Here is a 24,676-nt window from a genome sequence, read left to right as displayed (position 1 = left end):
TTTTAATTAATCGAATCCCTGTTAATGAAATTAATGGGGATTTTTTCTATTTATGGCCTAATAACAGAGGAATTGTATTTAATTTTGCACTGTTCGCCATCCTTTCACCGTTTAACCTCGACAATGTGATCCTGATCTCTATATAATCCGCGCTTCGTTTTATGTTTAACCCATACTTTCGTATTTCTTATATAGGCACGTCTTTCTGCTTAATAATTATGTGTCAGTACACGCTTAGGAATTAGTTCTTTGATATCTACCGCGAACATCACAATGCAATTTGGCGCAGAGCCGCTGTTTGAAAACATCTCTGCTAAATTTGGTAACGGCAACCGCTATGGTTTGATCGGCGCTAATGGCTGCGGCAAATCAACGTTCATGAAAATCCTAAGTGGTGCACTAACGCCAAGTTCGGGCAACGTTTCTATCACTCCAGGAGAAAAGCTGGGGGTTTTGAGCCAAGATCAGTTCGCATTCGAACAATTCAGCGTTATCGACGTTGTAATCATGGGCGACAGAAAGCTGTGGGAAGTAAAACAAGAACGTGACCGTATATACTCTTTACCAGAAATGAGTGAAGACGATGGTATGAAAGTCGCTGAGCTTGAAAGCGAATTTGCAGAAATGGATGGCTACACAGCAGAAAGCCGTGCAGGTGACATCCTGATCCAAGCGGGTATCGAAGAAGAGTTCCATTTCGGCCTGATGCAGCAAGTAGCTCCGGGTTGGAAACTGCGTGTGCTATTGGCACAAGCGCTGTTTGCAAACCCAGATATCTTGCTACTTGATGAACCAACCAACAACTTGGACATTCACACGATCAACTGGCTGGCTGAAGAGCTAAACCAACGTAAATGTACAATGATCATCATCTCGCACGATAGACACTTCCTGAACTCTGTGTGTACGCACATGGCGGACATCGATTACGGTGAACTGCGTATTTACCCAGGTAACTACGAGTACTTCCTAGAAGCATCTGGCTTGATTCGCGAACAACTTCTAGCAAGCAATGCTAAGAAAGCCGCTGAAATCAGCGAGCTTCAAGACTTCGTAAACCGTTTTGGTGCTAACGCATCGAAAGCGAAGCAAGCAAGTTCACGCGCTAAGAAAATGGACAAAATCACGCTTGATGAAGTGAAATCATCGAGCCGTATGAGCCCATCAATTGATTTCGGTGAAGGTAAAAAACTGCACCGTCAAGCGCTTGAACTTCAAGAACTTGGTCACGGCTTCGATGGCGAAACACTGTTTTCTGGTGGTAATTTACTGCTTGAAGCGGGTACGCGCCTTGCGGTTATCGGTGAGAACGGTGTGGGTAAAACCACGCTGCTACGTTGTCTAGTTCAAGAGCTAGAGCAGAACAAAGGTATCGTTAAATGGTCTGAAAATGCTTCTGTAGGTTACTGCCCACAAGACAGCACTAAGGATTTTGATAACGATCTGAGCATCTTCGATTGGATCTCACAATGGCGTACAGTGAAGCACGATGACCTAATGGTACGTGGCATTCTTGGTCGTCTGTTGTTTACGGCTGACGATGCAAATAAGAAAGCTCGTAACTGTTCTGGTGGTGAGAAGAACCGTCTGCTGTTCGGCAAGCTAATGATGCAAGACATCAACGTGCTTGTAATGGATGAACCAACCAACCACATGGACATGGAAGCAATCCAAGCCCTGAACGACGCGTTGAAGGTTTACACTGGCACGCTTATCTTCGTAAGCCATGACCGTGAGTTTGTTTCGTCGCTGGCGACACACATTATCGACGTGAAAGACCAACAATTGGTCAGCTTCCAAGGCACTTATGAAGAGTACCTAGATCATCAAAAAAAGATGTTGATGGTTAATTTATAGAGTAAGTTGCTGGCTGGCTTAGGGTTTTTAATGACTAAAAGCTAGCGAAACTAACAAAAAAAAGCCCCGAACATTAATTTGTTCGGGGCTTTTTGTATTTAATTCGTCCAGCTACTTATTATACCAATCGTAGTAAATAACTGATCACTTACTTACTGTGATTGGTATTACTTAGTGACGAAACCTAGCTTATTCATAAAACCTAGATACGAAATCTAGCTTAGAAACCGAATCGAGCTGACATTAGAATTTGGTGACCGTAAGTGCCGTTGTTTCGCATATCAAGACCAACAGAAAGTTGATCTGTCGAGTGAAAGCGAGCACCAACCCCTACAATTGAACGCGTATCGTCGTTGTCGATCAATTGGCCAAGACGTGCGTTAACCTCAACATTTGCCATTAACCATGCTTTTATACCGATGTTTATTTCAGTTTTAATGTCATTGTTGTCATTACGTTCAATGTTGTGCAACAGCATTTGGCCTGTCACATCAGCAAATTGATTAATCGGACCGTTAAACCCCATACCTACAGCGGCATCCCAATCGCTCTCAAATTCAGAATCGATACGTGCAATGATGTGTGAGTTCTGAGTAAACATTGTTGTGACTTCACCACCGAAAGTACTCGGGCTTGTACCCATGCGTAGCTCGAATGTGTTGTAGTTAAAGTTGTTTGCAGACGCAGAGAATGAACACAGTGCAGCTAACCCCAGAAGGACAGTCTTGTTTGTGCGACCTAGCATGGTGACTCCATATAAATTGTATTTTTCGGCAGTATATACAAAAAAGCCTGCAACATGCAGGCCAATTTATTGAAGCGCGTAATTTAAAGCTAAATAGTTGAGTCTTGAAGCTTACAAAACTTGAATATGATCAACTTCGATCTCTGGTGTTTTGCCACCTTCGTACTCACCAAAGATACGTACTTTGGTATCAGCAGCTAGAGGTTGTGATAGACGGATATCGTCATCCAGCTCTATTTGAATTTCACTCTGTCCGTCAGAGAAGATAAACGTGTTATTTTTTATCTGACGAACAATCCTGCCGTCTACGATCGCGTCCTGCTCTGTGAACATGCTTGTGTCTGCAAGCAGTGTAGCAACAGAAACGGTTTCGATTGGTCCTGTGTAAGCAATAGGGCCTTTGTGTTTATTATTACTGTGGTCACCAGCCATTGCGAAGGCAGGGGCTAAGGTGATGATTGATACAATTGCTAGTACAGTTTTTTTCATGATGAATTCCTTAGTATTGTTTTTGAGTTGAAACGTCTTCTTTAGCTAAGACAATTTCTTGGGAAGAGACGTTTAGCTTCGATAATGCTAGTAAACAACATTAAGGTTGAATCCAGAGTGAGTAAGGTATTCATTTTCCATTCATTTTACTGGGCATCAACTCGACAATGACGCTAATATAGGGGCAGATAAATATTGCCAAACGGCAAGAAATTAAGGATTTAAGTACAAATGCGATCACCATTAAGCGCCCTTATGGTTCAAGGGACAACGTCAGATGCTGGGAAAAGTGTTTTGGTGGCAGGTTTATGCCGTGTATTGGCTAGGAAAGGCATTAAAGTGGCCCCTTTTAAGCCACAAAACATGGCGTTAAACAGTGCCGTGACAAAAGACGGTGGCGAAATTGGTCGCGCGCAAGCAGTTCAGGCGCAAGCTTGTAATATTGAAGCGTCTGTTCACATGAATCCTGTATTGCTGAAACCGAACTCAGACACAGGAGCACAAGTGATTTTGCAAGGCCGTGCGTTAAGCAATATGGAAGCGACCGGTTATCACGATTATAAGAAGGTCGCGATGAATACGGTTATCGATTCATTCGACCGACTTTCTGCAGAATATGAAAGTGTCATGATCGAAGGTGCAGGTAGCCCAGCTGAAATCAATTTGCGTGAAAATGATATCGCCAACATGGGATTTGCTGAGAAAGCAGATATCCCAGTCATTATCGTAGCGGATATCGACCGTGGCGGTGTTTTCGCTCACCTTTACGGCACATTGGCTCTATTATCTGAATCTGAGCAGGCACGAGTGAAAGGTTTCGTGATTAACCGTTTTAGAGGCGACATTGCGCTGCTGCAATCTGGCCTAGATTGGTTAGAAGAGAAAACTGGCAAGCCTGTGATTGGTGTATTGCCGTACTTGCATGGTTTTAACCTTGAAGCAGAAGATGCCATTACCTCCGCTCAAGAGTCTGATGGAGAAGCTAAGCTCAAGGTCGTGGTGCCTGTACTAACTCGAATAAGTAACCATACAGACTTTGACGCGCTGCGACTTAACCCGTCGATTGATTTACGTTACGTAGGCAAAGGCGAACGTCTGAACAACGCGGATTTGATTATCTTACCGGGTACAAAGTCAGTCAGAGCAGATTTGGGCTACCTAAAAGAGCAGGGGTGGGATAGAGATATTCAACGCCACCTCCGTTTAGGTGGCAAGGTTATGGGTATTTGTGGCGGTTACCAGATGCTAGGAAACATTATCCACGACCCAGATGGAGTTGAGGGTAACCCCGGCAGCAGTGAAGGGCTAGGTTACCTTGATATGGACACTACCTTAACGCAGCAGAAAACCTTAACTAACGTGATCGGTACTATGACGCTGGATGGAAAATCAGCACAAGTAAAAGGTTACGAAATTCACGTAGGTAACACTGATGTCAAAGAAACCGTATTACCGGTTCAGTTAGAATCAGGTAGCCTTGATGGTGCTATAAATCAAGACAACTCGATATTTGGTACTTATCTGCACGGCATATTCGATAACAGTGATGCGTTATCGCTTATCTGCGAATGGGCAGGAGCCAATGATGTAACAGCGATTGACCACGAACAGCTTAAAGAGTTGGGTATTAATCGAATCGCTGACGCCATCGAAGAGCACTTAAATCTTGAATTGCTTTGGCCTGAGTTTAAAGCTCGGGTTTGAATGGGAATATCGGTTAATAACTAAAACAAATAATAGATAAGTGAGAATAATGAAAAAGCTAGCTACCCTCATCACCTTAGCGTTAACGACTTCGTTGAGTTCGACTCATCTTTTAGCGGCCGAAAAGCTAAGAGTTTATGCTGCATCGTCTATGACAAACGCGGTTAACCTATTGGTTGATGTGTTTGAGAAAGATCATTCTGTCGATGTTATTCCTGTGTACGCTAGTACTTCTTCATTGGTACGTCAGATTGAAAGAGGGGCGTCTGCAGACATTTTTATCTCGGCAAATGAAAAATGGATGACGTATTTAGTTGACCGAAAATACGCATCTAGTGACAATGTCACTAATCTGTGTGAGAACGAACTTGTGCTGATTTCACCGAAAGGTATGCCGGTATCGTTGGATATCTCACAGGGTGACCAATGGACTAAACTGCTGACGAATGAAAGACTTGCAGTTGGAAATACGATGTCGGTGCCAGCAGGTATCTACGCTAAGGAAGCGTTAGAAGCTCTGGGTGTTTGGGGTAATGTGAGCACTCGATTGGCACCAAGTAACAATGTACGTATGGCATTGGCTTTGGTAGAACGTAATGAAGCTAAACTTGGAATTGTCTATAAAACTGATGCTCTACTTTCTAAAGAAGTGAGTTTAGTCGAGACGTTCCCTGCAGATTTGCATACCCCAATACGTTACCCTGTAGCGAAGTTGAGCGATAAAGTCGTTGCAGAACAGTTCTATACTTTCTTAAAGAGCGAAAAAGCGAAAGATACCTTGAACAGTTTTGGGTTTGAAGTGCGTTAAATGATGTATTTGTCAGAATACGAATACCAAGCCTTAATGCTGAGCTTGAAAGTTGCTGGTTTTGCCATCTTATGGCTGATTCCTATCGGCATTGGTTTAGCGTGGCTGCTTGCTAAGAAACAATTTTTTGGCAAAAGCATAGTCGAGAGCATTGTGCACCTGCCATTGGTGCTGCCGCCTGTGGTCATCGGTTATTTGTTGCTGGTGATGATGGGTAGACAAGGCATTATTGGCTCATGGCTCAATGAGGTGTTTGGTATTGTATTCAGCTTTAGCTGGAAGGGGGCGGCATTGGCGTGCGTTGTTGTCGCGTTGCCATTAATGGTTCGCTCTATCCGACTCAGCCTAGAGACGGTCGATAGTAAACTTGAAGAAGCGGCTGCCACATTGGGCGCGTCGCCGATTCGTGTGTTTTTCACAATCACATTACCTCTGATGCTCCCTGGGATCATTACCGGTACCATGCTCTCTTTTGCGAGAAGCCTTGGTGAGTTTGGCGCGACGATTAGTTTCGTTTCAAATATTCCCGGTGAAACCCAAACTATTCCTTTGGCTATGTACACCTTTATCGAAACGCCTGGTGCGGAGATGGAAGCCGCACGTTTATGTGCCATTTCTATCGTGATAGCGCTTGGTTCATTGATGTTATCTGAGTGGTTAAATAAAAAGTCTGCACAACGATTAGGAGGTAATGCATGAGTGCCTTAATACTCCAATACCAACAACAGCTTGGTGAAACTTTTTTTGATATCAACTTAATGTTACCTAGCCACGGTATCACTGCGATTTTTGGCCGTTCAGGTGCGGGTAAAACCTCGTTAATTAATGCAATTAGTGGTCTTAAACAGCCAGATAGGGGGTTGATCAGCGTATCGGGAACCACCTTATTTGATAGTGACAAGGGCATTAACTTGCCGACACACAAACGCAACGTCGGTTATGTTTTCCAAGAGTCGAGATTGTTTCCACATCTAAAGGTGTCAGCGAACCTCAAATACGGAATGAAGGGCGTTGATAAAGCGCATTTTGAGCAAATCGTTTCACTGTTGTCTTTGGACTCATTGCTTGATCGCTATCCGGCACGTTTGTCTGGTGGTGAGAAGCAACGTGTGGCGATTGGCCGTGCTTTGTTGTCTAAGCCGAGCATTTTGTTGATGGATGAGCCTTTAGCCTCTCTCGACTTGCCTCGTAAGCGTGAAGTGATGCCGTTTTTGGAGAACTTATCCGAAACCGTTCAAATCCCGGTTATCTATGTCACACACAGTCTTAATGAAATATTACGCTTGGCGAACTACTTAGTGATTATCGATCAAGGTAAAGTCATTTCATCGGGCGTAACCGAAGAAGTATGGGCATCTAGAGCTATGCAGCCTTGGCAATCTTTCTCAGAGCAAAGCTCGCTATTTGAAGCAACATTAACGGAACACAATAACGATTATACTCTGTCTCGTCTGACGCTTGGTAAATCGACGTCGTTATGGGTTCAGAAGGTGTCCAGTGAGATTGGTGCCGCGGTGAGATTACAAGTTAGAGCAAATGATGTTTCTATCGCACTACATAAGCCGAAAGGTACTTCGATACGTAATATCCTCCCTGTAACCATTAAAAGCGTAGAGACGCAGCAACAGGGCAATAATAGGCAGAGTGTAGGGGTTAAGTTGGAGTTAGAGTTAGGGTGTTACCTTTGGGCAACAATCACGTTATGGGCTTTAGATGAACTCAATCTAGAAATTGGTCAGCGTGTTTATGCTCAGATCAAGGGTGTTAGTGTCACACAGAGAGATATTGCTGTTACACACTAAATCGTCAATTGAAAGTTTAGATCGTGAACTAGACTTTAGGAGCGTCAGTTAAGCACAGGTTTCTATAGACTAACAACGACAAGAAAAAGTCGCGGGCACAAAAAAGCCGCTCCTTTTAAGCAGTAAGCGGCTTAATCATAAGTAGTACTGTTAGCGATTTACTTAGTAAAAACTTCTTTAAAATCACGCTTCAAGATAGCATCACGACGAGCTTTCTTGATTTGCTTAACCATGTCTTTTACACAGTTGTGTAGGACTTGGTCTAGCAGTTGAGCACGGTACTCTTCTTTTTCTTCGTCAGTCATGTCTTCTGGAAGTTTAAGAGTCGGGAACTCTTCCATCACGTTGACGCCAGCGAACGCTTGGCTTACAGAAATTAGAGCGTGAAACTGCTCAAAGTTGTCTAAAACATTTTGTGCGCTCGCTGGAAGGCTATCCCAAGCTTCACGTACCGCTTCTTCAGACACTTCGTGAATAGAAGTAACCATGAAGTGCATCTCTTTTGGCACTTCATCAAATTCGATAACTTGACGAAGCTCTGGTGAGATAGTGGTTAAATCGATTTCTGGTTGTTCGTTGCTTTTAGCGTCTGACATAATATTTCTCTTTAAAAAGAAAACAATGCTAAAAAGATCTGTAAAAAAGTCAATATAATATAGAGATTAGTGCATGATTTAAGCCCAAAATTGAGCTACTTTGAATATTCAGCACAATATAAAGGTGATGTGATGATAGAAAAGGGAGCTTCGATGCGCATATTACTGGTTGATGACGTTCAACTAGACAGAATGCAGCTTGCTATTCGACTCAAGCAACTGGGCCATATTGTTGAAGCTGTTGGAAGTGGTAAGGAAGCCCTAAATATTTACTCTAATTTTGATCCTGAACTCGTGTTGCTTGATATCACTATGCCTGATATGGACGGTTTTGAGGTTGCAAACGAGGTGCGTCATCAATTCCCCGAGTGGGTTCCCATCATCTTTTTGAGTGGTCACGAAGAGCCTGAAATGATTGCAAAAGCGATTGATGCTGGTGGCGATGATTATCTGATCAAGCCAGTGAACAAAGTTGTTTTGAATTCTAAGTTGATAGCGATGCAGCGTATTGCGCACATGAGGCGTGAGTTAAAGCAGAGCACAGCCAAATTAGAAGAACTGAACATCCTTCTTCAACAGCAAGCCAACGAAGACGGTTTAACCAAATTGTACAACCGTCGATATATGGATACTAAGCTTGAAGAGAGCATCGCGTGGCACGGAAGACGTAATATGCCCATGACCGTGATACTCCTAGATGTAGATTTCTTTAAGTCTTATAACGACAATTACGGCCATATTCAAGGAGATAAGTGTTTGCAAGAACTTGCTAGTACATTAAAGCGTCTCTTTGTTCGAGCTGGAGAATTTGTAGGTCGTTATGGCGGTGAAGAGTTTGTGTTGATTTTGAGTGATACGGATATCAAAGCAGCTAAATTACATGCGGATCGGGTAGAAGAAGCACTTCATGAAATGAATTATACACACAATTACTCAACCGTTTCCGATAGAGTTACAGTGTCACAAGGGGTGCTGTCATTTATTCCCTGTGGTGATGAATCTATTGACTTTGTTTACGAAAAAGTTGATCAAGTGCTTTATCAAGCCAAACAAAGTGGTAGAAATACCTACATACAACGAAACATTTTGGATCTTGTAGTTTAGTTTACCTGCTCGTTAGATATTTGAAATGACACTTCTACTAGTGTTGAAGCTAGAAAGGGATTTAAGGGATAAAAATGCCGCACTCAAAGTCATTTTCTATGATTAATAGATGTTGGACACCGGTCGTACCTGTACTTTGTTTTGTTGTTCCTACCGTTGTTAATGCTGCCACGTCGTTATCTGACCTTTTTCGTAAAGATATCGAGCAGAGCTTTGCGACGAGTGTACTGCTTAACGATACTGATGTTTTCACTTTTGGTATCAATAGCTTTGATCCAAATAAAGTATTTAGTTTAGACAATGATGCTATTGGTTCGAACGATTCCGTAAGTCGCCGAAAAAGTATTACGTCCCTCAGCCTACCATACACATTTGAATTACCAGCTTACATTGAAGATAACCATCAAGAGGTGACTCTTAGTTTGTCTGCATTGCGTGTTGAGAGAGACGTTCGATATGAGTCAACGACAGTAACTGATTTTCAAAAAGAGACCATAGTATCGGGGTATGTTGAGTTCGCTAACGTTTCTCAATTAAATGATTATTGGAGTTTCCATTCAGGGATTGGTAATCATGTTTCTTACTATCGTAACGACTTCGATTATCGTGCTAATCTGCTTAAGCCGCTTGCTGGCCAACTTGACGGGACTTATCTCAATACTGATGCTTGGGCCTATATCATTGAGCCTAAAATCAAGTTGATCTTTGAAGACAAGAACGATTGGGGAAAATACAAACTCAGTACCAGTTGGCGTTACTTTAATGGTGTCGGTTGGGGTGAAGCAAATAACGGTAATATTGGCCACCCAGAAGGTTGGTATATAGCCAATGAAGCGAAGATCTTTTACGACCTAGTACGTTGGGATAAAAACATTACATCTATGTACTCCAGTATCAGGAGAATTGATATCGGAGGTGATACTGTTGCTCCTATGGGAACGACGTCGTATTACGAAGGCAGTGTGGGCTGGCTGCTTAACCCCAACTTATTTAATGAATGGGTCGATAATGTAGGCATTGGCTTTACGATCAATTACGGAAGCAGCTTGAAAGGAGGGAGCTTGATTATCTTCTTCAATCAAGATTAGTCTCCAAACTTATTTTCTCCTGTTCGGTTCTCAATTTATTGATGTTTATTGTTGAAGGCTTTAGCTAACTGTAGATGCGCTTACTTGCCTCCCAGAACTAGCTTTTAACACACAGTTTGTTTCGGCCAGTTTCTTTAGCTTTGTACAGTGCATTATCCGCAAGCTTCAAAACTTCTTCGGGCTGTCTTGTGGTCGTACTATCAGCCAACCCAATACTTACCGTTACATTCACAACATCTGCAGGTTTACTATTCTTACCACGCTTTTTCATACCAACTTCATGGTCATCAGGGCGCTCGTGAGCGTTACGAATAGTGATGTCGTAATTCTGGACCTCAGAAATCAGAGCTTGAAGGTGCTCTTTCACTTGTTCTGTGTACTTGCCTTTAAAAATGATCGTGAACTCTTCACCACCATAGCGATAAGCTTTCGCACCTCCGGTTGTTTCTTTCAATACACGAGCCACTAGTTTCAGCACATCGTCGCCAATATCATGCCCGTAGGTATCATTAAATTTCTTGAAGTGATCGATATCCACCATCGCCATCGAGTACTTACGCCCTAAGTGCTTCATATCCACTTCTAAGGCGTGTCGACCAGGAATGTTAGTCAGTTGGTCATTAAAGGCCATATCGTGGCTTGCTGACATCACATAGATAATGATCAAGGTACCCGATAGTGAAAACATAGTGCTTGAGATGTATTGAACGTCAAAAAAGATAAAGGTACATGACGCGAGCAAAATTGCACTGTAGACCACAACATCAATCGCTCGGTTGTACACCAGAACCAAAATAGATGTCAGGCCGAGTAGACAAAGGCTATATAGCACCAAAACTAAAGGCAGTTTGGAAAAGTCCCTCACGACAAACAAAATGCCTTCGCTCCATGATTCAAAACCTCCGGCATGGAAGTGAGAAACAATCAATTGTGTCCACACCATAAACAACACGAGTACCAAGCCATATAACAGCATGGATTTTGAGTTAACGCCATTATCGGGGAAGGCATAAACGAGTAAGCAAGTCACAGGCAGTAGAGCGGCCAGCAGAGATAGCTCTAACAAAGTGGTCCCGGTATTGAGTGGCGATTGCAAGCGAACTTGGATGATTAAATAAGCGACAAGCATGGTTACAGAAACCATGGCCATTCGACCTTGCTTAAATGTGTGGCACAGCATGACCGCAACGCTCAGTAAAATATATGGGAGGTTGCTAGCAAACCCTATGTTTGAACCCGTCACGAGAATGACGTTGTTCATACCTGCAAGTAATATTGCTAAGAGAAGTAAGGGGAAGCAAAATCGAAACATGCTCGACGTTACGAAAGAAGATGTCATTTATGTGGTGAGCCTAACTATAATGATGATCTTATAATTTAATGTTATACGTAGGATACGGTTAAACAAGCGATTGCCAAGCTTTTTGCCTAAATTAAAGCAAAATATTGCCATAGGGCGCTAATGGCGCCACCATTTTTATATGTATTCGAGTTGCTATTAACCATAGAACGAACTAAATAGTATATATGATAAATTAATTAGTCGTTATAAGTACTTAACAAAATTCAAGTGCTTTTGCCTCAATTGTCATATTAGCTCCGATAACTGATAGAAGCATAGACTGTAATCAAATTCGAGCAAGCTCTATAACAGAGTTAAAGTAAGTTTTGCGATTAGGTTGTTCACTATTTGAAACTAGGTCATAAACAACCGCTACAAATGGAGGTGTAGTATGCAAATTAGTGTTGATGTACATAACTATATGGAAACTTTGGTGGGACACGTTTTGTCTACCGAGGAATATGTGTCTAGCTATACTAACGAACAGTTGGCCGATCTTGCGTGTCTGGCTTTAGGGCAACTTAAGCCGATCTACATTCGCTTCGATATCGATTTTCTTTCAGCACTGCCAGAAGATAAATTAGTGCTCTATAAACGAAACAGTGAGGTCGCGGTAAAAAATGCAGAAAGTATGGTTATTGACGATAGAAGACGTGAGCGTAACGACAATGTGCCCGTTATATTTAGCCAACATAACTTTGATGATGACGTAGAGTTGCAATGGTATGAAAAGCCATTGTTGAATCGTAAACAGTCATGATAGTTTAGTGTGAGTGCGGTCATTTAAGGAGTAAAAATACATGGGTTTCTTCTCTAGATTATTTAGTGGCAAAGAAAAAACCGAACAAAAAGTAGAGATTGAGCCAGTCGAATATAAGGGTTTCAATATCTATCAAGATGCCATTGCTGAATCTGGTCAATACCGTGTTGCTGGGCGAATCGAGAAAGAGATCGAAGGTGAAATTAAAACTCATCGGTTTATTCGCTCTGACGTTGTTTCAAACAAACAAGACGCCAACGAATTAATGCTCAAGAAATCACAGATGTTCATCGACCAAATGGGTAACAATATATTTAGCTAACCAATTAGGGTTAGAATTGATGTTAGTCATCATTTTGAGAGCTTTCAGTGTATATGCTGAAAGCTCTTTTTTGTTTTTGAGAATAAGATCTGCTAACAGGTAGTTGTCACACAGATTACTGATTGAGTGGTTGATCTGCTTTGAGGAAGGGTTTCACTTCTTAAAATAAAGTGCTTAAAACTCCACCAAACTGTTATAAGTAATAACTTTTCTTATTCTTTGAACAAAACGCTTGAAGTATTAGTTGTCGTTAGATACAAACGAATAAGTCATTGTGCCAATAGTCAAGGAATAGCTATGCAAATTGGTGTACCAAGAGAAACACTCGCAGGTGAAACGCGAGTCGCTGCATCGCCGAAATCGGTAGAGCAGCTACTAAAATTAGGGTTTGAAGTTTGTGTTGAATCACAAGCAGGTGCGTTAGCAAGTTTTGAAGATGCAGCTTATGAACAAGCTGGAGCAAAAGTTGTTACTGCAGATGAAGCTTGGAAATCCGATATTATCTTTAAAGTTAACGCTCCGATCGTTGACGAGTCTAAAAACGAAATCGATCTACTTAAAGATGGCGCAACATTGGTCAGCTTTATTTGGCCTGCTCAAAACCCAGAATTAATGGAACAATTGTCCAGTCGTAACATCAACGTGATGGCGATGGATTCTGTTCCACGAATTTCGAGAGCTCAGGCGCTAGATGCGTTGAGTTCTATGGCAAACATCGCCGGTTATCGTGCGGTTGTTGAAGCGGCGCATGAATTCGGCCGATTCTTCACCGGTCAAATTACAGCGGCTGGTAAAGTTCCACCAGCAAAAGTACTGGTTGCTGGTGCGGGTGTTGCTGGCCTTGCCGCTATTGGTGCTGCAGGTAGTTTGGGTGCGATTGTTCGTTCGTTCGATGTTCGTCCAGAAGTAAAAGAGCAAGTAGAGTCTATGGGCGCTGAGTTCTTGGAAGTCGATTTCAAGGAAGATACAAGCGCTGGTGATGGCTACGCAAAAGAGATGTCTGACGCGTTCAATAAGAAAGCTGAAGAACTTTATGCGGCTCAAGCGAAAGACGTCGACATCATTATTACCACCGCTCTTATCCCAGGACGTCCGGCACCTAAACTGATTACCAAAGAGATGGTAGACAGCATGAGTGCAGGTAGCGTGATTGTCGATCTTGCAGCAGCGAATGGCGGTAACTGTGAGTACACGGTTGCGGATCAAGTCATTACAACAGCGAATGGCGTTAAGATTGTTGGTTACACAGACATGGTTGGTCGTCTACCGACTCAGTCTTCTCAACTCTACGCGACTAACCTCGTTAACTTGCTAAAACTGCTTTGCAAAGAGAAAGACGGCAATATCAATATAGACTTTGAAGATGTTGTGCTGCGTGGAGTCACAGTAGTAAAAGAAGGCGAAGTCACTTGGCCAGCGCCACCAATTCAAGTTTCTGCTCAACCACAACAAGCTAAACCAAAAGCAGCGAAACCCGAGCCTAAAGTTGAAGAACCTGTTTCTCCAATTAAGAAAGCGGCGGGTATGGCGGTTGCTGTTGGTGCATTCGCTTGGGTTGCTTCGGTTGCTCCTGCTGCATTTTTATCTCACTTTACCGTTTTTGTTCTCGCTTGCGTGGTGGGTTATTACGTAGTTTGGAATGTAAGCCATTCTCTGCACACACCGTTGATGTCCGTGACTAACGCGATTTCAGGGATCATTGTGGTAGGGGCACTGTTACAAATAGGACAAGGAAGTGGCGTCGTCACGTTCTTATCATTTATTGCCGTATTAATTGCAAGTATCAATATCTTTGGTGGCTTTACCGTGACCAAACGTATGCTTGAAATGTTCCGTAAAGACTAAGGAGTAACAGATGTCTGAAGGATTAGTACAAGCAGCTTATATTGTTGCTGCTGTATTCTTTATCATGAGCTTGGCTGGATTATCGAAACAGGAATCTGCACGTGCAGGTAACTATTACGGTATTACGGGGATGGCAATTGCATTGATCGCGACGATCTTTGGCCCTCACTCTACAGGTATTGTGTGGATAATCATCGCAATGGTGATCGGTGGTGGTATTGGTATCCACTACGCTAAGAAAGTTGAAATGACGGAAATGCCTGAGCTAGTGGCTATTCTGCACAGCTTTGTGGGTATGGCAGCGGTACTTGTGGGTTACAACAGTTACATTGATGCTCCTGAAGCGGCAACACACGCAGAGCATGTGATTCACCTAGTGGAAGTGTTCCTTGGCGTGTTTATCGGTGCGGTTACGTTCACTGGTTCGATTGTTGCGTTTGGTAAGCTTCGTGGCGTTATCTCTTCGTCGGCACTGAATATCCCTCATAAGCATAAGTGGAACCTAGCGGCTATTGTGGTTTCTACATTGTTAATGATCATGTTCGTGAAAGCAGACGGCAGCATGTTCGCACTTATGGTGATGACATTGATCGCGTTTGCATTCGGTTACCACCTAGTGGCATCGATTGGCGGTGCAGATATGCCTGTAGTGGTTTCTATGCTTAACTCGTACTCTGGTTGGGCAGCGGCGGCAGCAGGTTTCATGCTTGCGAACGACTTGCTTATCGTAACCGGTGCACTCGTTGGTTCGTCAGGTGCCATTTTGTCGTACATTATGTGTAAAGCAATGAACCGTTCGTTCATTAGTGTTATCGCTGGTGGCTTTGGCCAAGAAGTCACAGTTTCTGGTGGCGATGAAGAGCAGGGCGAACACCGTGAAACCTCAGCTGAAGATGTGGCTGACATGCTTAAGAACTCTAAGTCAGTCATCATCACTCCGGGATATGGCATGGCAGTAGCCCAAGCTCAATACCCAGTGCATGAAATCACTGAGAAGCTAAGAGCACAAGGTATTAACGTTCGCTTTGGTATCCACCCTGTTGCTGGTAGGTTACCGGGTCACATGAACGTGCTGCTTGCTGAAGCAAAAGTACCTTACGATATCGTTCTTGAAATGGACGAAATCAATGATGACTTTGACGAGACAGATACGGTATTGGTTATTGGTGCGAATGACACTGTAAACCCAGCAGCGCTGGAAGATCCAAACAGCCCAATTGCTGGCATGCCAGTACTTGAAGTTTGGAATGCTCAAAACGTTATCGTGTTCAAGCGTTCGATGAACACAGGTTACGCAGGTGTGCAAAACCCACTGTTCTTTAAAGAGAATACACAGATGCTGTTTGGTGATGCGAAACAGAGCTGTCTAGGAATTCTAGAACACTTATAAAGACCTGTCTGACAAACACTTTTAAAATAAAGGAGCTCATTTGAGCTCCTTTTTTTGATCGGTAAAAGTCATCGTTGACCATTATTCATAAACGATTGGAAAGAAATTACGTAATCGCACACCCGCTTGGATTGCTGGATTATTAAATCAACGCTCTGGTACACCCGTACAATGTATCTATATTATGATGGAATTAATCATTGATATTCGCTGCTTTCACTGCTTTTCATGCGCTTAAAAATTTATCTTTGATAGCGAATGGTATATATTTGTCTGATCTATATGAATTTGCGCTGGTTTGTGATCATCAAAAGAAAATTTACGCTTCTTATTGCTACGTTGTCAGTTTCAGTAAACGCATTTGCTGATTCTTTGCCTGAGCGTATCGATAACTTCACCAAACTTTTTGATCATGAAACGGCAGTTGAATCTTATGACATTCGACTGCTTCAGGCTGATTATCCAACTCGCTTGATCATGCCATCTTCAATGCTGCCGCAAACAGCAGAGTATCCATTAAAAGATATCCAACGCTTATATCAGTTATCAAAAACATGTAGCGGAAAGCTTCCGTTAAGCCCTTTGATCACAGAGCCGTTGGTTTTTACCCGGGCGATGTGTAAAGGCACCAAACTTTCAGACCGCTGGTTTAGCCGTAGTGGCTTGATTCACCCTGGTGGTGGCTCTTATGCGGCACGTTATGTTGAGAAGTACCCGGAAAAGTTCGACTCTTTGAAGCGTTTTATGCATATTCAAGAGCGGCCAAATACTGAAGATGATGAGTTGTTATCTCGTTTACAAAAAATGGACAATGAAGCCATAGCGGCGCTGTTAGCTGGCGCAAGCATGTTTGTTGAGCTTGATGAAATGTGGGTGAAGCGCGGCGACAGATATTATCTGTATGACGAATCTGTGTGGAACGAAAATGCAACGGCTGCTGGATTATCGTTCAGTTTATCTTCAGAAGACAATAGCTGTTTTGTCCAACGCGGTAACGTCTGTTGGGAAATAGAAGATCATTCAGAGCTGCTGCAAATCGCGATGTTTATCTTGGTGATCGCCAACATCATGCTTGTACTCGGTTGGGCCGTATATCGTTGGAATAGCAAGAAGCAAGAGATGAAGAGCCGCATGCTCGTTCTTCAAATTTTAACGCACGAATTAAGAACACCGATTGCGAGTTTATCATTGACAGTTGAAGGGTTCAGACGCGAATTCGAACACTTACCAGAATCGGTTTATGATGAGTTTCGTAGGTTGTGTGAAGATACTCGTCGTTTAAGACAGTTAGCTGAAGCAAGTAAAGACTATTTGCAGTCAGATAATCAACCGCTCGCAACTGAATGGGTACCAAGTGTCGAAGAGTGGCTTCAATACAAAGTTGAAGAAGAATTCGCTCCGGGAATTGAACTCCGTGTGAATAAAGATATTGCCGCAAAAGTGAACGTATATTGGTTAGGGACGTGCATCGATAACCTGATCAGGAATGCTGTTAAATACGGTGTCGCACCAGTGATACTAGAACTGAATACTTCTGACAAGAAGCTGACATTCAAAGTTATAGATAATGGAGACTTGTCCCGCAAAGATTGGGGGCAACTAAGAAAGCCATTCGTTAGTAAGAGTGGACTCGGTTTAGGTCTGACGATAGTGGAATCTATGGTCGGAAAAATGGGCGGTCACATGACGCTTATCGGCCCCCCAACAACATTTATTTTGGAGATACCTTGTGAAACAGACATTGCTTCTCGTTGAAGATGATAAAAATTTAGCTGACGGTCTATTAGTTAGCCTTGAGCAAGCTGGGTATGAATGTTTGCATGCAGAACTGGTCTCTGAAGTTGATGCCTATTGGGAGCAAGCGGATCTAGTGATTCTAGATCGTCAGCTTCCTGATGGTGACTCAGTAGATGCTCTTCCCGGTTGGAAGAAAAAGAAAGATATCCCCGTAATTTTGCTGACAGCACTCGTTACAGTAAAAGACAAAGTAGCGGGTCTCGATTCAGGTGCGAACGACTACTTAACAAAGCCATTTGCAGAAGCAGAGCTGTTTGCTCGTATTCGTGCTCAACTTCGCCTACCAGACGCTGAAGAGCAGGATGAATCAAAAGTAATCGCTCAAAATCTTGTTATCGATAAAGCGACTCGTGAAGTGTTTTTTAACGAGCAAGAAGTCACGTTAACGCGCACAGAGTTTGACCTGTTATTGTTCTTGGCAAGTAACCTTGGCCGCGTATTCACCCGTGACGAGTTGCTTGACCACGTTTGGGGTTACAACCACTTTCCAACAACACGTACAGTCGATACCCATGTTTTGCAACTTAGACAGAAACTGCCGGGTCTAGAAATAGAAACGCTACGTGGCGTTGGTTACAAGATGAAAGCGTAATGAAAAAAGCCTTACTCCCACTATTAATGTTGTCTTGCGTGGTGAATACCGCGCAAGCAACAGATTGGTTTAAAAATAGCGATGCTCTAACTCAAGTGCACAAACATCTATTGGATAATGACTTATCCCTTATGTTTGATTCATTAGTGGAAGTTTGGCAAATCAATGCTTCTCAGTCTCGAGAAGATCACCTAAATGAGCTGTTCGACCAAGCGTTGAATAAAGATTGTGGTAAAACCCTCACAAAAAAGACACTACCCGATTGGGTCAGTTCGGTGGTCGTAAAAAGGCACATTATCCAAAGCCCAGGGCGAGATACATTTCGTGTTGCGATTGAGGTTGAATCTGATAACAACATTCAAGATATCACCTTCGAGAAGTGGGTCGATAAAGTTGTTTCGTCTGATAGTGAATTCACTAAAGAAAGCGAAGTCGTTAACAATGCTTCAGTCAATTTATATCTCAAGCGTTATAACTTAGCGTCTCAACTCGACTCTGGTTTATATCGTTTAAGCGTAAAAGGCGATGGCGGTAATTCTTGGAGCACTTGGGTTATTCTTGGTGAGGTCGCCATGCGTCAGCAAGTTCGCTGGGCATCTAAAGACACGTGGCGCATCGATAAAAAAGAGCTCCTTAACCCTTATTGTCCACTGCCTAAGCTTGAAGTCGGTTTGTACGATTATATCGACGAGCACTATGAACAGGTGTGGGGTAAGAGCTACGAATCTGATTATCCGATGAACCTCACAGGTGAAGAGCTACCCAATGATCGCTATGTTTTGGCCATTTCAATGGTGCATTATCGCTGGCAGGGCGACATAGCGATAGAACAAGCACAAACTATCAGTAAAACTTATGATATTTCTAGCGAAGAAGAGTTAAAGTAATTTAAAATTGAGCCGTTAACTATGTAAGGGATCTAACAAAGATAAACGGCATGAAAAAAACTACTAAACTACTCGCAGCGTCAATTGTATTCGCCAGTCTTCCTCTTTCAGCAGCCAACTACGCCATTGAAGCGCGTGGTGATGCGATGGGTGGTGTTGGTGTTGTTTCTGCAAACTTCCTAACCGCTCCATTTTATAACCCAGCACTGGTTGCAATCTATCGTCGTAACGATGACATGGGCATGATCACGCCAAGCTTTGGTGGTAATTATAATGATCCTAACGATATGAAATCGAATATCGATAGTGTTATTGACGCTTCAAATACTGCTGACTTAGATGCGGCGCTTAATAGACTTGATGGCAACCAAGCTAATGTAGAGCTTGGTGGTGTTGTAGCATTTGCACTTCCTAACCAGTTTGTTGCTGCAAACCTATTTGCTAAAGCTTACACTGAATCTTTTGCGACGCCTGATGTTTACACAACCGGTTCCGATACGGACAAAGTGGAGTTGTCGACCGTTGAAGCGGTTTCAATCGGCGTAGCCGAAGTCGGCCTTTCTCTTGCTAAATACCAAACCTTCATGGGCCAACACATTTCATTTGGTATTACACCTAAAATCCAACGTATATATACATACAACTATGTTGCTTCAGTTAATGATTACGACCTGTCTGACGTAAGAGAAAACAGTGACGGTGAAACAGCTTTCAACATGGATGCTGGTGCACTTTGGTTCTTCGGTCCATTCCGAGTCGGTGTTGCGGCAACCAACTTGATCTCTAGAGATATCGAAACTAAAGATACAACTAGAACGTTAACCAGTAGCACAAGCGGCGCGGCTCACCAAGTCGGTGGTAAATACACTTACCAACTTGAGCCAGTTTATACCGTTGGTGCTGGTATCGTGTCGGACTACTTTACATTAAGCGTTGATTACGATTTGAATGAGACAGAAAAGTTCACCTCATTTGATGATAACGAGCAGATGATTCGTGTGGGTACTGAAGTCGACCTGCTACGTCAGCTTAAGCTAAGGGGAGGGTACTACAAGAACTTGGCTTACTCTGATTCAGAAGGAACAGTCACAGCCGGTATTGGTATCTCGCCACTCAACTTGTTCCAGTTAGATCTAAGTGCTAACTACACGAATGAAAATGCTATGGGTGCTTCAATCAATTTCCTTGCTAGTTACTAACAGTCCTTATATAGTTCTGCTCCTAAACAAAGGAGCAGAGCATGCTAAACGACTTACCAACCCTTTCTCACGAAGAACAACAGAAAGCTGTTGAACGTATCCAAGAAATGATGACTCAAGGCATCAGTACAGCACAAGCTATCAAAATCGTCGCTGAGCAAATTCGTGAAGAAATGAGTAATAAAGAAGAGTAGGGCATAAGCCCTTCTTTTTTACTCACTTAATGCACTATAACTAAATACATTGCCTTCTAATATATTATCTCGTTCATACCAATACTTTATTCATCCTAAATCCTGACCTGTCCAAAACTGTTAAATTCAGCTTATTCAGTTAGTTACATCAGAGCAATCCACTGTAGTGGCTTTTCTTCCTTTCTATTTGTAATTAAACTACATAGAAGTCTGAAAGTAAAACATCTGTCACTTTAGGTGTCAGTATTTATGTCACTATATCTAAGTGGTTAAATCTATGGTGTTTTTTAAGGCTAGTGACGTTGTGACTTCTGTTTTTAGCGGATACGAGTGCATGAATGTTCAGAAGCAGACAAATGAGGATTTCATCTAAGAACAGCGCGAGATAAGTAACGACGGTAATGTTCAAAACCGATACCTCGAGTGACTTACCACTGCTTAGAGCAAGCTTTACTCCCAAATATGTGACTTTAAGAACAAGTGCTTAGGAGAAGCATAGAGACGTAAGAAAGAGCTGTTTATAGAGCGATTCAGTAACGATACGTATCAACCGGAGAATGCCATTGATGACGTTATTACAGATGATGAGAGCGCGCTTAGGGGGGCGAATCGATTAGAACTCTGATGAGACAATAAAGCTTATTTAGTCAGCGGTTAAAAATCTAACGGCTGCTTAAGTGGAGAGTAGATATCGACAGGGTATTGATTGCGTATTAGCAGAGAGTTGAATATGTAACTGCAGTCCAATCTAGCGAACTTTAATCAAACGTAACGACTTGGTTTCGTCTGTTGTCTTTAGCTTGGTAAAGCGCTTTGTCTGCACGTTTGATGGCAGTACGTATCGATTCATGCTGTTTAAGCTGCGTTACTCCGGTCGAAGCCGTTACTTGAAGCGCTTTAGGCCAAGGGCTTTGGTCCATTGTTAGGTAAAAATCATCGATAGATTCGTTACACTGTAGCGCAGTTTGTTCCAGGCAAACGAGTAGAAACTCCTCACCACCCCAGCGATAAAGCAAGTACTACTCACCAAGGCTCTCGTTCGTCGTTGCGACAAACTGAATAAGTACTTTGTCACCGGCTTCATGGCCATGTTGATCATTGATCTGCTTAAAATGGTCTAAATCAAACAACGCAATGTGAATCGTTTTTCCTTGTTGCGCCAGCCATTCGAAATCATAGAAGGTATCTAACGCTTCGGTTCGGTTTCTACATCCGGTCAACGGATCGGTTGTGGCCTTTACCTTTAGCTCTTCAATTTCTTGGGTTAAATAGCGTTGTTGCTCTGCTGCACGCGTTTTGCTTCGCTGTGCGATGTGTAATGCGCAATGCCTTAGACTTGGCGCAATCGGAGATTAGAGCATTAGCATTGATAAAATTGCTAGACCCAGAACTGACGGTTATACAGGAAAGCGCACCATTAGACCAAATTCAAGTTTAAATATTGAACGCAGACCCTTGATTCTGAATGTTATTTGCTCAATAAGTGCGGTTTTTTCGGGGGTGATAATTTAACTGTATATTTATACAGTTAAACTTAAAGTGGCTCGGTTTGTTGTAATAAGAGTAGTGTGTGCGAGTTTTATGGCTTGCTGTGATAACGAGTCACGAGGCCACTTTACTGTTCATCAATTAAAGTGGAGGGTACTTATGTTGCAGTGTCACTTCTTAAGCTCAATTTTATCGAAACACTTTGTTGTCTATGAGAGCGTTCGTACCACTCATTTTGTCTTTCATTCCCAATTACGCGCCATAGTGCGATACCTACTTGAATACTACGCATCTCGATGGATAACGAAGTAATTGCGTTCCTCAATCCGTTAATCATTGCGCTTATTACAGGTGGAGTCTCAAGCCTTGGCGCGATTGCAGCTTTGAAAACGGACATCAACTGGATAAAACGAGTGCAACAGGACCAAGAGCAACGGATACGAAAACTGGAGATACCGAATGAAAGGACACAAGTGCAAAGGCCGCCGACCAAACGACCAACTTAAGAAAGGATACACACTCAAAAATGGGCGAGTGGTGAGGGCGAACACTACACGAAAACGCTACAAAAACGCCGATAAACCACACTAATCAAAAGAGCCATTTTCTTATAAAAGTGGCTCTTTTTGTATCCCCTGTGTAAGAGACTGTACTATCAGCACCTAGTTTTACAGCTAATGATTTAAATCACTGTTATAAATGAGGTTAATGGTTATAATTCATTCCACTAATCAGGCTAGCCAGAAAATCGTCAATTTGAACACGGCGTTTTCCTGTTAGCTTGACTTGTTTTTATTTATCAGTGTATGTGAAGGTTCATATGCTGATCTACCATACTTTTATTATTTATCTGGATCAGAATGGACGCGACAGAACTCGGTATTGTACTAGCGTTAGCTAGTTTGTTTTTAGGATTTATCTTTTGGGTTGTTCCGCGAGAGGTTGTAACCAATCGCTTCAAAAAGTTTAGTGTTCAATCTCATGTTGAAAAGCTACATCTTCGAACTGACTTTAGAATCGCAATTGTCGATGATGAAATAGGCAATTATCCAATACAATACATCAAAGACTTAGGCTTTAACGTTCATGAGTATGAATCAGTTTCATTTACTGATGCGCAAAATTTGATAAATCACGACTTGTTACTTCTCGATGTAAAAGGTGTCGTCAGGGAAGATCTAGATGAAGGTGGTGCTAAGTTAATAAAAATAATAAAAGAGGCTCGCCCTTTAATTCCTGTTGTAGCAGTGTCTTCAGGTTACTTCCATACGGAGTTGAATGACTACTTCCGAATTTCAGATGCTACTGTAAATAAGCCAATTGATGAATTTAAAATTCGAGAGCTATGAACGACTTTTAGCCAAAAGTACGACCTCAAAGGTTTCTGCTTTTGAAAATGCGTCAGATGATTTAAAAAGCTTGTATAAAACAAGCGTAATGTTACTCGATTCTCTTGATACAACTGCTTTGTATTTTAATCCAGAAAGTGCCAAGTTTGGTCGAAAGAAATATGCTGATCTATACAGCATGGTGCATAAAATAAAGTTAGTGTTGAGCCATTCTGTTGCGAATAAAAGTCGTGCCAATGTGGTAATCCGAGGGAGAGTCGAAAATAAGCACAAAGTTTACGAGTCTTTTAAAATTATACCTCTTTCATTGATACAGAATGCTATGAAGTACAAGCGTTCTGGTGATGTTGAGATTCTATTTGATGAAATTGGTGATAGCTTAAAGATGAAAGTGAACTCGGTAGGGCATGAAATTCCTCAGTCCGAAATTGATAGCTTGTTTATTCGTGGATTTAGAACTAAGAAAGCCCGTGAAATGGCCGTTGAAGGCAGTGGTCTGGGATTGTATGTACTTAAAATAGTATCTGATGCTCATGATTTTGAGGTGATTGTTACCAGCACACCAATACAACCTCGTAATAAGGGGCTTTTCTTAAATTCTTTTGAAGTTAAAATCCACTAATGTTTTAAATACACCAAGTGTTTGAGAGTGGTTTTAAGGTCAAGTAACTGCGAGCGTAAATGTTTTTAGCCCATGTGAACATATCTGTTCATGACATTGCTTAGATCTGAGGAACACAAAGAGCAATCCAATAATCTAACCAACAAACACAAATTTAGAGCAAGCTGTAAGTTTGGTTTAAAAAACTCAGTATGAAAACTTACAGACGAACTCGTGTGAGAGAACTTAACTGGTTTAGTGGATAACACAAAACAGAATTCAACGTGTGTAGCCAACAAGAAACATGGTGGCGTGTGTGAAATCTGAAAAAGAAACGACAGCAATGCCCACAAGGTTTACACACAGCGCGGTGAATCATTAGTGCAAGAAGCTGTAATTTAGACAGACGGAGCAAATGTTCTCGTTGATCGGCTTTGTGTAAGCGAATCATGTAGATGTTGGCCACACGTATAATAATTGAGTTAAAAGAGTGTTTAGAGAATGCTGGTGAACTCAATATGCTTGAGGCGCCAGTTGTATTAAGGGGTTAAGAGGAAACGATGATAAGAATAACTTTGGAACATAGTGACATTACAACTTTGCGCTCACGCCTTATGTGCGTATTATGTATATTATGTTAAATTAAGGTTAGCCTTTATAAAGCAGGACTCTTTGTGTGATGCCCTGCTTTTGTATTGTGTATTTAACCATACTGGA

The 24,676-nt window shown here is 42.2% G+C and carries 23 protein-coding genes and 1 pseudogene; 19 read left to right on the top strand and 5 right to left on the bottom strand.

The features are described 5' to 3' along the window. Positions 1-249: 249 nt before the first annotated feature. Positions 250-1,857, top strand: coding sequence for an ABC-F family ATPase (locus OCT63_RS08705; RefSeq protein ID WP_269983580.1), 1,608 nt, complete (start codon positions 250-252; stop codon positions 1,855-1,857). Positions 1,858-2,077: 220 nt separating this feature from the next. Here the strand turns inward: OCT63_RS08705 and OCT63_RS08700 are convergent, their stop codons facing one another. After that, the gene (locus tag OCT63_RS08700; RefSeq protein ID WP_161684418.1) at positions 2,078-2,602 is read right to left on the bottom strand and encodes a hypothetical protein; all 525 of its coding nucleotides are present in this window, start codon (positions 2,600-2,602) and stop codon (positions 2,078-2,080) included. A 111-nt stretch (positions 2,603-2,713) separates the two neighbouring features. Further along, entirely contained in the window at positions 2,714-3,091 is a 378-nt protein-coding gene (locus tag OCT63_RS08695; RefSeq protein WP_269983579.1) for a YgiW/YdeI family stress tolerance OB fold protein, read from the bottom strand. Positions 3,092-3,322: 231 nt separating this feature from the next. Here OCT63_RS08695 and OCT63_RS08690 point away from each other — a divergent pair, with 231 nt between their 5' ends. From OCT63_RS08690 to modC, 4 genes are read left to right on the top strand one after another with little or no spacing between them, the layout of a single operon-like run. Beyond that, on the top strand, positions 3,323-4,795 hold the full coding sequence (locus OCT63_RS08690) for a cobyric acid synthase (RefSeq protein ID WP_269983578.1): 1,473 nt from the start codon (positions 3,323-3,325) through the stop codon (positions 4,793-4,795). 49 nt (positions 4,796-4,844) lie between these two features. Then, positions 4,845-5,603, top strand: coding sequence for a molybdate ABC transporter substrate-binding protein (gene modA, locus OCT63_RS08685; RefSeq protein WP_269983577.1), 759 nt, complete (start codon positions 4,845-4,847; stop codon positions 5,601-5,603). After that, complete coding sequence (gene modB, locus OCT63_RS08680; RefSeq protein WP_269983576.1) at positions 5,604-6,302, top strand: molybdate ABC transporter permease subunit; 699 nt, start codon at positions 5,604-5,606, stop codon at positions 6,300-6,302. After that, the gene (gene modC / locus OCT63_RS08675; RefSeq protein ID WP_269983575.1) at positions 6,299-7,405 is read left to right on the top strand and encodes a molybdenum ABC transporter ATP-binding protein ModC; all 1,107 of its coding nucleotides are present in this window, start codon (positions 6,299-6,301) and stop codon (positions 7,403-7,405) included. The genes modB and modC overlap by 4 nt, the downstream gene beginning before the upstream one ends. Positions 7,406-7,563: 158 nt before the next feature. On the opposite strand, the gene OCT63_RS08670 is transcribed toward modC, so the two are convergent. Beyond that, positions 7,564-8,001 carry a DUF3069 domain-containing protein gene (locus tag OCT63_RS08670; protein ID WP_017058272.1) on the bottom strand — a complete coding sequence of 146 codons (438 nt, stop codon included), beginning with the start codon at positions 7,999-8,001 and terminating at the stop codon, positions 7,564-7,566. A 132-nt stretch (positions 8,002-8,133) separates the two neighbouring features. On the opposite strand from OCT63_RS08670, the gene OCT63_RS08665 reads away from it, so the two are divergent. Together OCT63_RS08665 and OCT63_RS08660 are read left to right on the top strand one after the other, a co-directional pair. Next, positions 8,134-9,105: a GGDEF domain-containing response regulator gene (locus tag OCT63_RS08665; protein WP_269983617.1), complete on the top strand. Its 972-nt coding sequence runs from the start codon at positions 8,134-8,136 to the stop codon at positions 9,103-9,105. A 74-nt stretch (positions 9,106-9,179) separates the two neighbouring features. Continuing rightward, positions 9,180-10,193, top strand: coding sequence for a Solitary outer membrane autotransporter beta-barrel domain (locus tag OCT63_RS08660; protein ID WP_060466742.1), 1,014 nt, complete (start codon positions 9,180-9,182; stop codon positions 10,191-10,193). Positions 10,194-10,290: 97 nt separating this feature from the next. On the opposite strand, the gene OCT63_RS08655 is transcribed toward OCT63_RS08660, so the two are convergent. Continuing rightward, complete coding sequence (locus OCT63_RS08655; protein ID WP_161754926.1) at positions 10,291-11,532, bottom strand: GGDEF domain-containing protein; 1,242 nt, start codon at positions 11,530-11,532, stop codon at positions 10,291-10,293. 394 nt (positions 11,533-11,926) lie between these two features. Between OCT63_RS08655 and OCT63_RS08650 the strand changes: the two genes are divergently transcribed. From OCT63_RS08650 to OCT63_RS08610, 9 genes are all read left to right on the top strand, one after another. Then, positions 11,927-12,295 (top strand): late competence development ComFB family protein, encoded by a 369-nt coding sequence (locus OCT63_RS08650; protein WP_060466744.1) that lies wholly within the window; start codon positions 11,927-11,929, stop codon positions 12,293-12,295. A gap of 40 nt (positions 12,296-12,335) precedes the next feature. Beyond that, a complete protein-coding gene (locus OCT63_RS08645) occupies positions 12,336-12,617 on the top strand; it encodes an HlyU family transcriptional regulator (protein WP_060466745.1) in 282 nt (93 codons plus the stop codon). Positions 12,618-12,914: 297 nt separating this feature from the next. Next, positions 12,915-14,462: a Re/Si-specific NAD(P)(+) transhydrogenase subunit alpha gene (gene pntA, locus OCT63_RS08640; RefSeq protein ID WP_060466746.1), complete on the top strand. Its 1,548-nt coding sequence runs from the start codon at positions 12,915-12,917 to the stop codon at positions 14,460-14,462. 10 nt (positions 14,463-14,472) lie between these two features. After that, positions 14,473-15,852 carry a Re/Si-specific NAD(P)(+) transhydrogenase subunit beta gene (pntB, locus tag OCT63_RS08635; protein WP_161673578.1) on the top strand — a complete coding sequence of 460 codons (1,380 nt, stop codon included), beginning with the start codon at positions 14,473-14,475 and terminating at the stop codon, positions 15,850-15,852. Between the two features lie 282 nt (positions 15,853-16,134). Further along, the gene (vxrA, locus tag OCT63_RS08630; RefSeq protein ID WP_161684406.1) at positions 16,135-17,607 is read left to right on the top strand and encodes a sensor histidine kinase VxrA; all 1,473 of its coding nucleotides are present in this window, start codon (positions 16,135-16,137) and stop codon (positions 17,605-17,607) included. Beyond that, positions 17,582-18,241 (top strand): response regulator transcription factor VxrB, encoded by a 660-nt coding sequence (gene vxrB, locus OCT63_RS08625; protein ID WP_017058282.1) that lies wholly within the window; start codon positions 17,582-17,584, stop codon positions 18,239-18,241. The genes vxrA and vxrB overlap by 26 nt, the downstream gene beginning before the upstream one ends. After that, positions 18,241-19,128 (top strand): DUF2861 family protein, encoded by an 888-nt coding sequence (locus OCT63_RS08620; RefSeq protein ID WP_161673573.1) that lies wholly within the window; start codon positions 18,241-18,243, stop codon positions 19,126-19,128. Before vxrB ends, OCT63_RS08620 begins: the two co-directional genes overlap by 1 nt. A gap of 50 nt (positions 19,129-19,178) precedes the next feature. Beyond that, complete coding sequence (locus OCT63_RS08615) at positions 19,179-20,327, top strand: conjugal transfer protein TraF (protein ID WP_161684404.1); 1,149 nt, start codon at positions 19,179-19,181, stop codon at positions 20,325-20,327. Positions 20,328-20,368: 41 nt separating this feature from the next. Further along, positions 20,369-20,521, top strand: coding sequence for a YoaH family protein (locus OCT63_RS08610; protein WP_004731009.1), 153 nt, complete (start codon positions 20,369-20,371; stop codon positions 20,519-20,521). Positions 20,522-21,279: 758 nt separating this feature from the next. On the opposite strand, the pseudogene OCT63_RS08605 reads toward OCT63_RS08610, so the two are convergent. Beyond that, positions 21,280-21,846, bottom strand: a pseudogene (locus tag OCT63_RS08605) (GGDEF domain-containing protein); the annotation flags it as partial. Positions 21,847-22,305: 459 nt separating this feature from the next. On the opposite strand from OCT63_RS08605, the gene OCT63_RS08600 reads away from it, so the two are divergent. From OCT63_RS08600 to OCT63_RS08590, 3 genes are all read left to right on the top strand, one after another. Next, positions 22,306-22,515, top strand: a complete 210-nt coding sequence (locus OCT63_RS08600; protein ID WP_060466751.1) for a hypothetical protein — start codon at positions 22,306-22,308, stop codon at positions 22,513-22,515. A 354-nt stretch (positions 22,516-22,869) separates the two neighbouring features. Then, on the top strand, positions 22,870-23,358 hold the full coding sequence (locus OCT63_RS08595) for a hypothetical protein (RefSeq protein ID WP_161684402.1): 489 nt from the start codon (positions 22,870-22,872) through the stop codon (positions 23,356-23,358). Beyond that, complete coding sequence (locus OCT63_RS08590) at positions 23,333-23,980, top strand: ATP-binding protein (RefSeq protein WP_269983574.1); 648 nt, start codon at positions 23,333-23,335, stop codon at positions 23,978-23,980. The genes OCT63_RS08595 and OCT63_RS08590 overlap by 26 nt, the downstream gene beginning before the upstream one ends. Positions 23,981-24,676: the final 696 nt, after the last annotated feature.

Source organism: Vibrio sp. RW (genome assembly GCF_027587105.1).
In the GTDB taxonomy this organism is placed as follows: domain Bacteria; phylum Pseudomonadota; class Gammaproteobacteria; order Enterobacterales; family Vibrionaceae; genus Vibrio; species Vibrio toranzoniae.
Note: the sequence above shows the minus strand (reverse complement) of the source record. Positions and strands in the feature narration are given on the sequence as shown.

Coding starts and splice junctions, on each gene's coding strand:
- OCT63_RS08700 (WP_161684418.1), bottom strand. CDS start 2,602: ATGCTAGGTCGCACAAACAAGACTGTCCTTCTGGGGTTAGCTGCACTG.
- OCT63_RS08695 (WP_269983579.1), bottom strand. CDS start 3,091: ATGAAAAAAACTGTACTAGCAATTGTATCAATCATCACCTTAGCCCCT.
- OCT63_RS08690 (WP_269983578.1), top strand. CDS start 3,323: ATGCGATCACCATTAAGCGCCCTTATGGTTCAAGGGACAACGTCAGAT.
- modA (WP_269983577.1), top strand. CDS start 4,845: ATGAAAAAGCTAGCTACCCTCATCACCTTAGCGTTAACGACTTCGTTG.
- modB (WP_269983576.1), top strand. CDS start 5,604: ATGATGTATTTGTCAGAATACGAATACCAAGCCTTAATGCTGAGCTTG.
- modC (WP_269983575.1), top strand. CDS start 6,299: ATGAGTGCCTTAATACTCCAATACCAACAACAGCTTGGTGAAACTTTT.
- OCT63_RS08670 (WP_017058272.1), bottom strand. CDS start 8,001: ATGTCAGACGCTAAAAGCAACGAACAACCAGAAATCGATTTAACCACT.
- OCT63_RS08665 (WP_269983617.1), top strand. CDS start 8,134: ATGATAGAAAAGGGAGCTTCGATGCGCATATTACTGGTTGATGACGTT.
- OCT63_RS08660 (WP_060466742.1), top strand. CDS start 9,180: ATGCCGCACTCAAAGTCATTTTCTATGATTAATAGATGTTGGACACCG.
- OCT63_RS08655 (WP_161754926.1), bottom strand. CDS start 11,532: ATGACATCTTCTTTCGTAACGTCGAGCATGTTTCGATTTTGCTTCCCC.
- OCT63_RS08650 (WP_060466744.1), top strand. CDS start 11,927: ATGCAAATTAGTGTTGATGTACATAACTATATGGAAACTTTGGTGGGA.
- OCT63_RS08645 (WP_060466745.1), top strand. CDS start 12,336: ATGGGTTTCTTCTCTAGATTATTTAGTGGCAAAGAAAAAACCGAACAA.
- pntA (WP_060466746.1), top strand. CDS start 12,915: ATGCAAATTGGTGTACCAAGAGAAACACTCGCAGGTGAAACGCGAGTC.
- pntB (WP_161673578.1), top strand. CDS start 14,473: ATGTCTGAAGGATTAGTACAAGCAGCTTATATTGTTGCTGCTGTATTC.
- vxrA (WP_161684406.1), top strand. CDS start 16,135: ATGAATTTGCGCTGGTTTGTGATCATCAAAAGAAAATTTACGCTTCTT.
- OCT63_RS08620 (WP_161673573.1), top strand. CDS start 18,241: ATGAAAAAAGCCTTACTCCCACTATTAATGTTGTCTTGCGTGGTGAAT.
- OCT63_RS08615 (WP_161684404.1), top strand. CDS start 19,179: ATGAAAAAAACTACTAAACTACTCGCAGCGTCAATTGTATTCGCCAGT.
- OCT63_RS08610 (WP_004731009.1), top strand. CDS start 20,369: ATGCTAAACGACTTACCAACCCTTTCTCACGAAGAACAACAGAAAGCT.
- OCT63_RS08600 (WP_060466751.1), top strand. CDS start 22,306: ATGGATAACGAAGTAATTGCGTTCCTCAATCCGTTAATCATTGCGCTT.
- OCT63_RS08595 (WP_161684402.1), top strand. CDS start 22,870: ATGGACGCGACAGAACTCGGTATTGTACTAGCGTTAGCTAGTTTGTTT.
- OCT63_RS08590 (WP_269983574.1), top strand. CDS start 23,333: ATGAATTTAAAATTCGAGAGCTATGAACGACTTTTAGCCAAAAGTACG.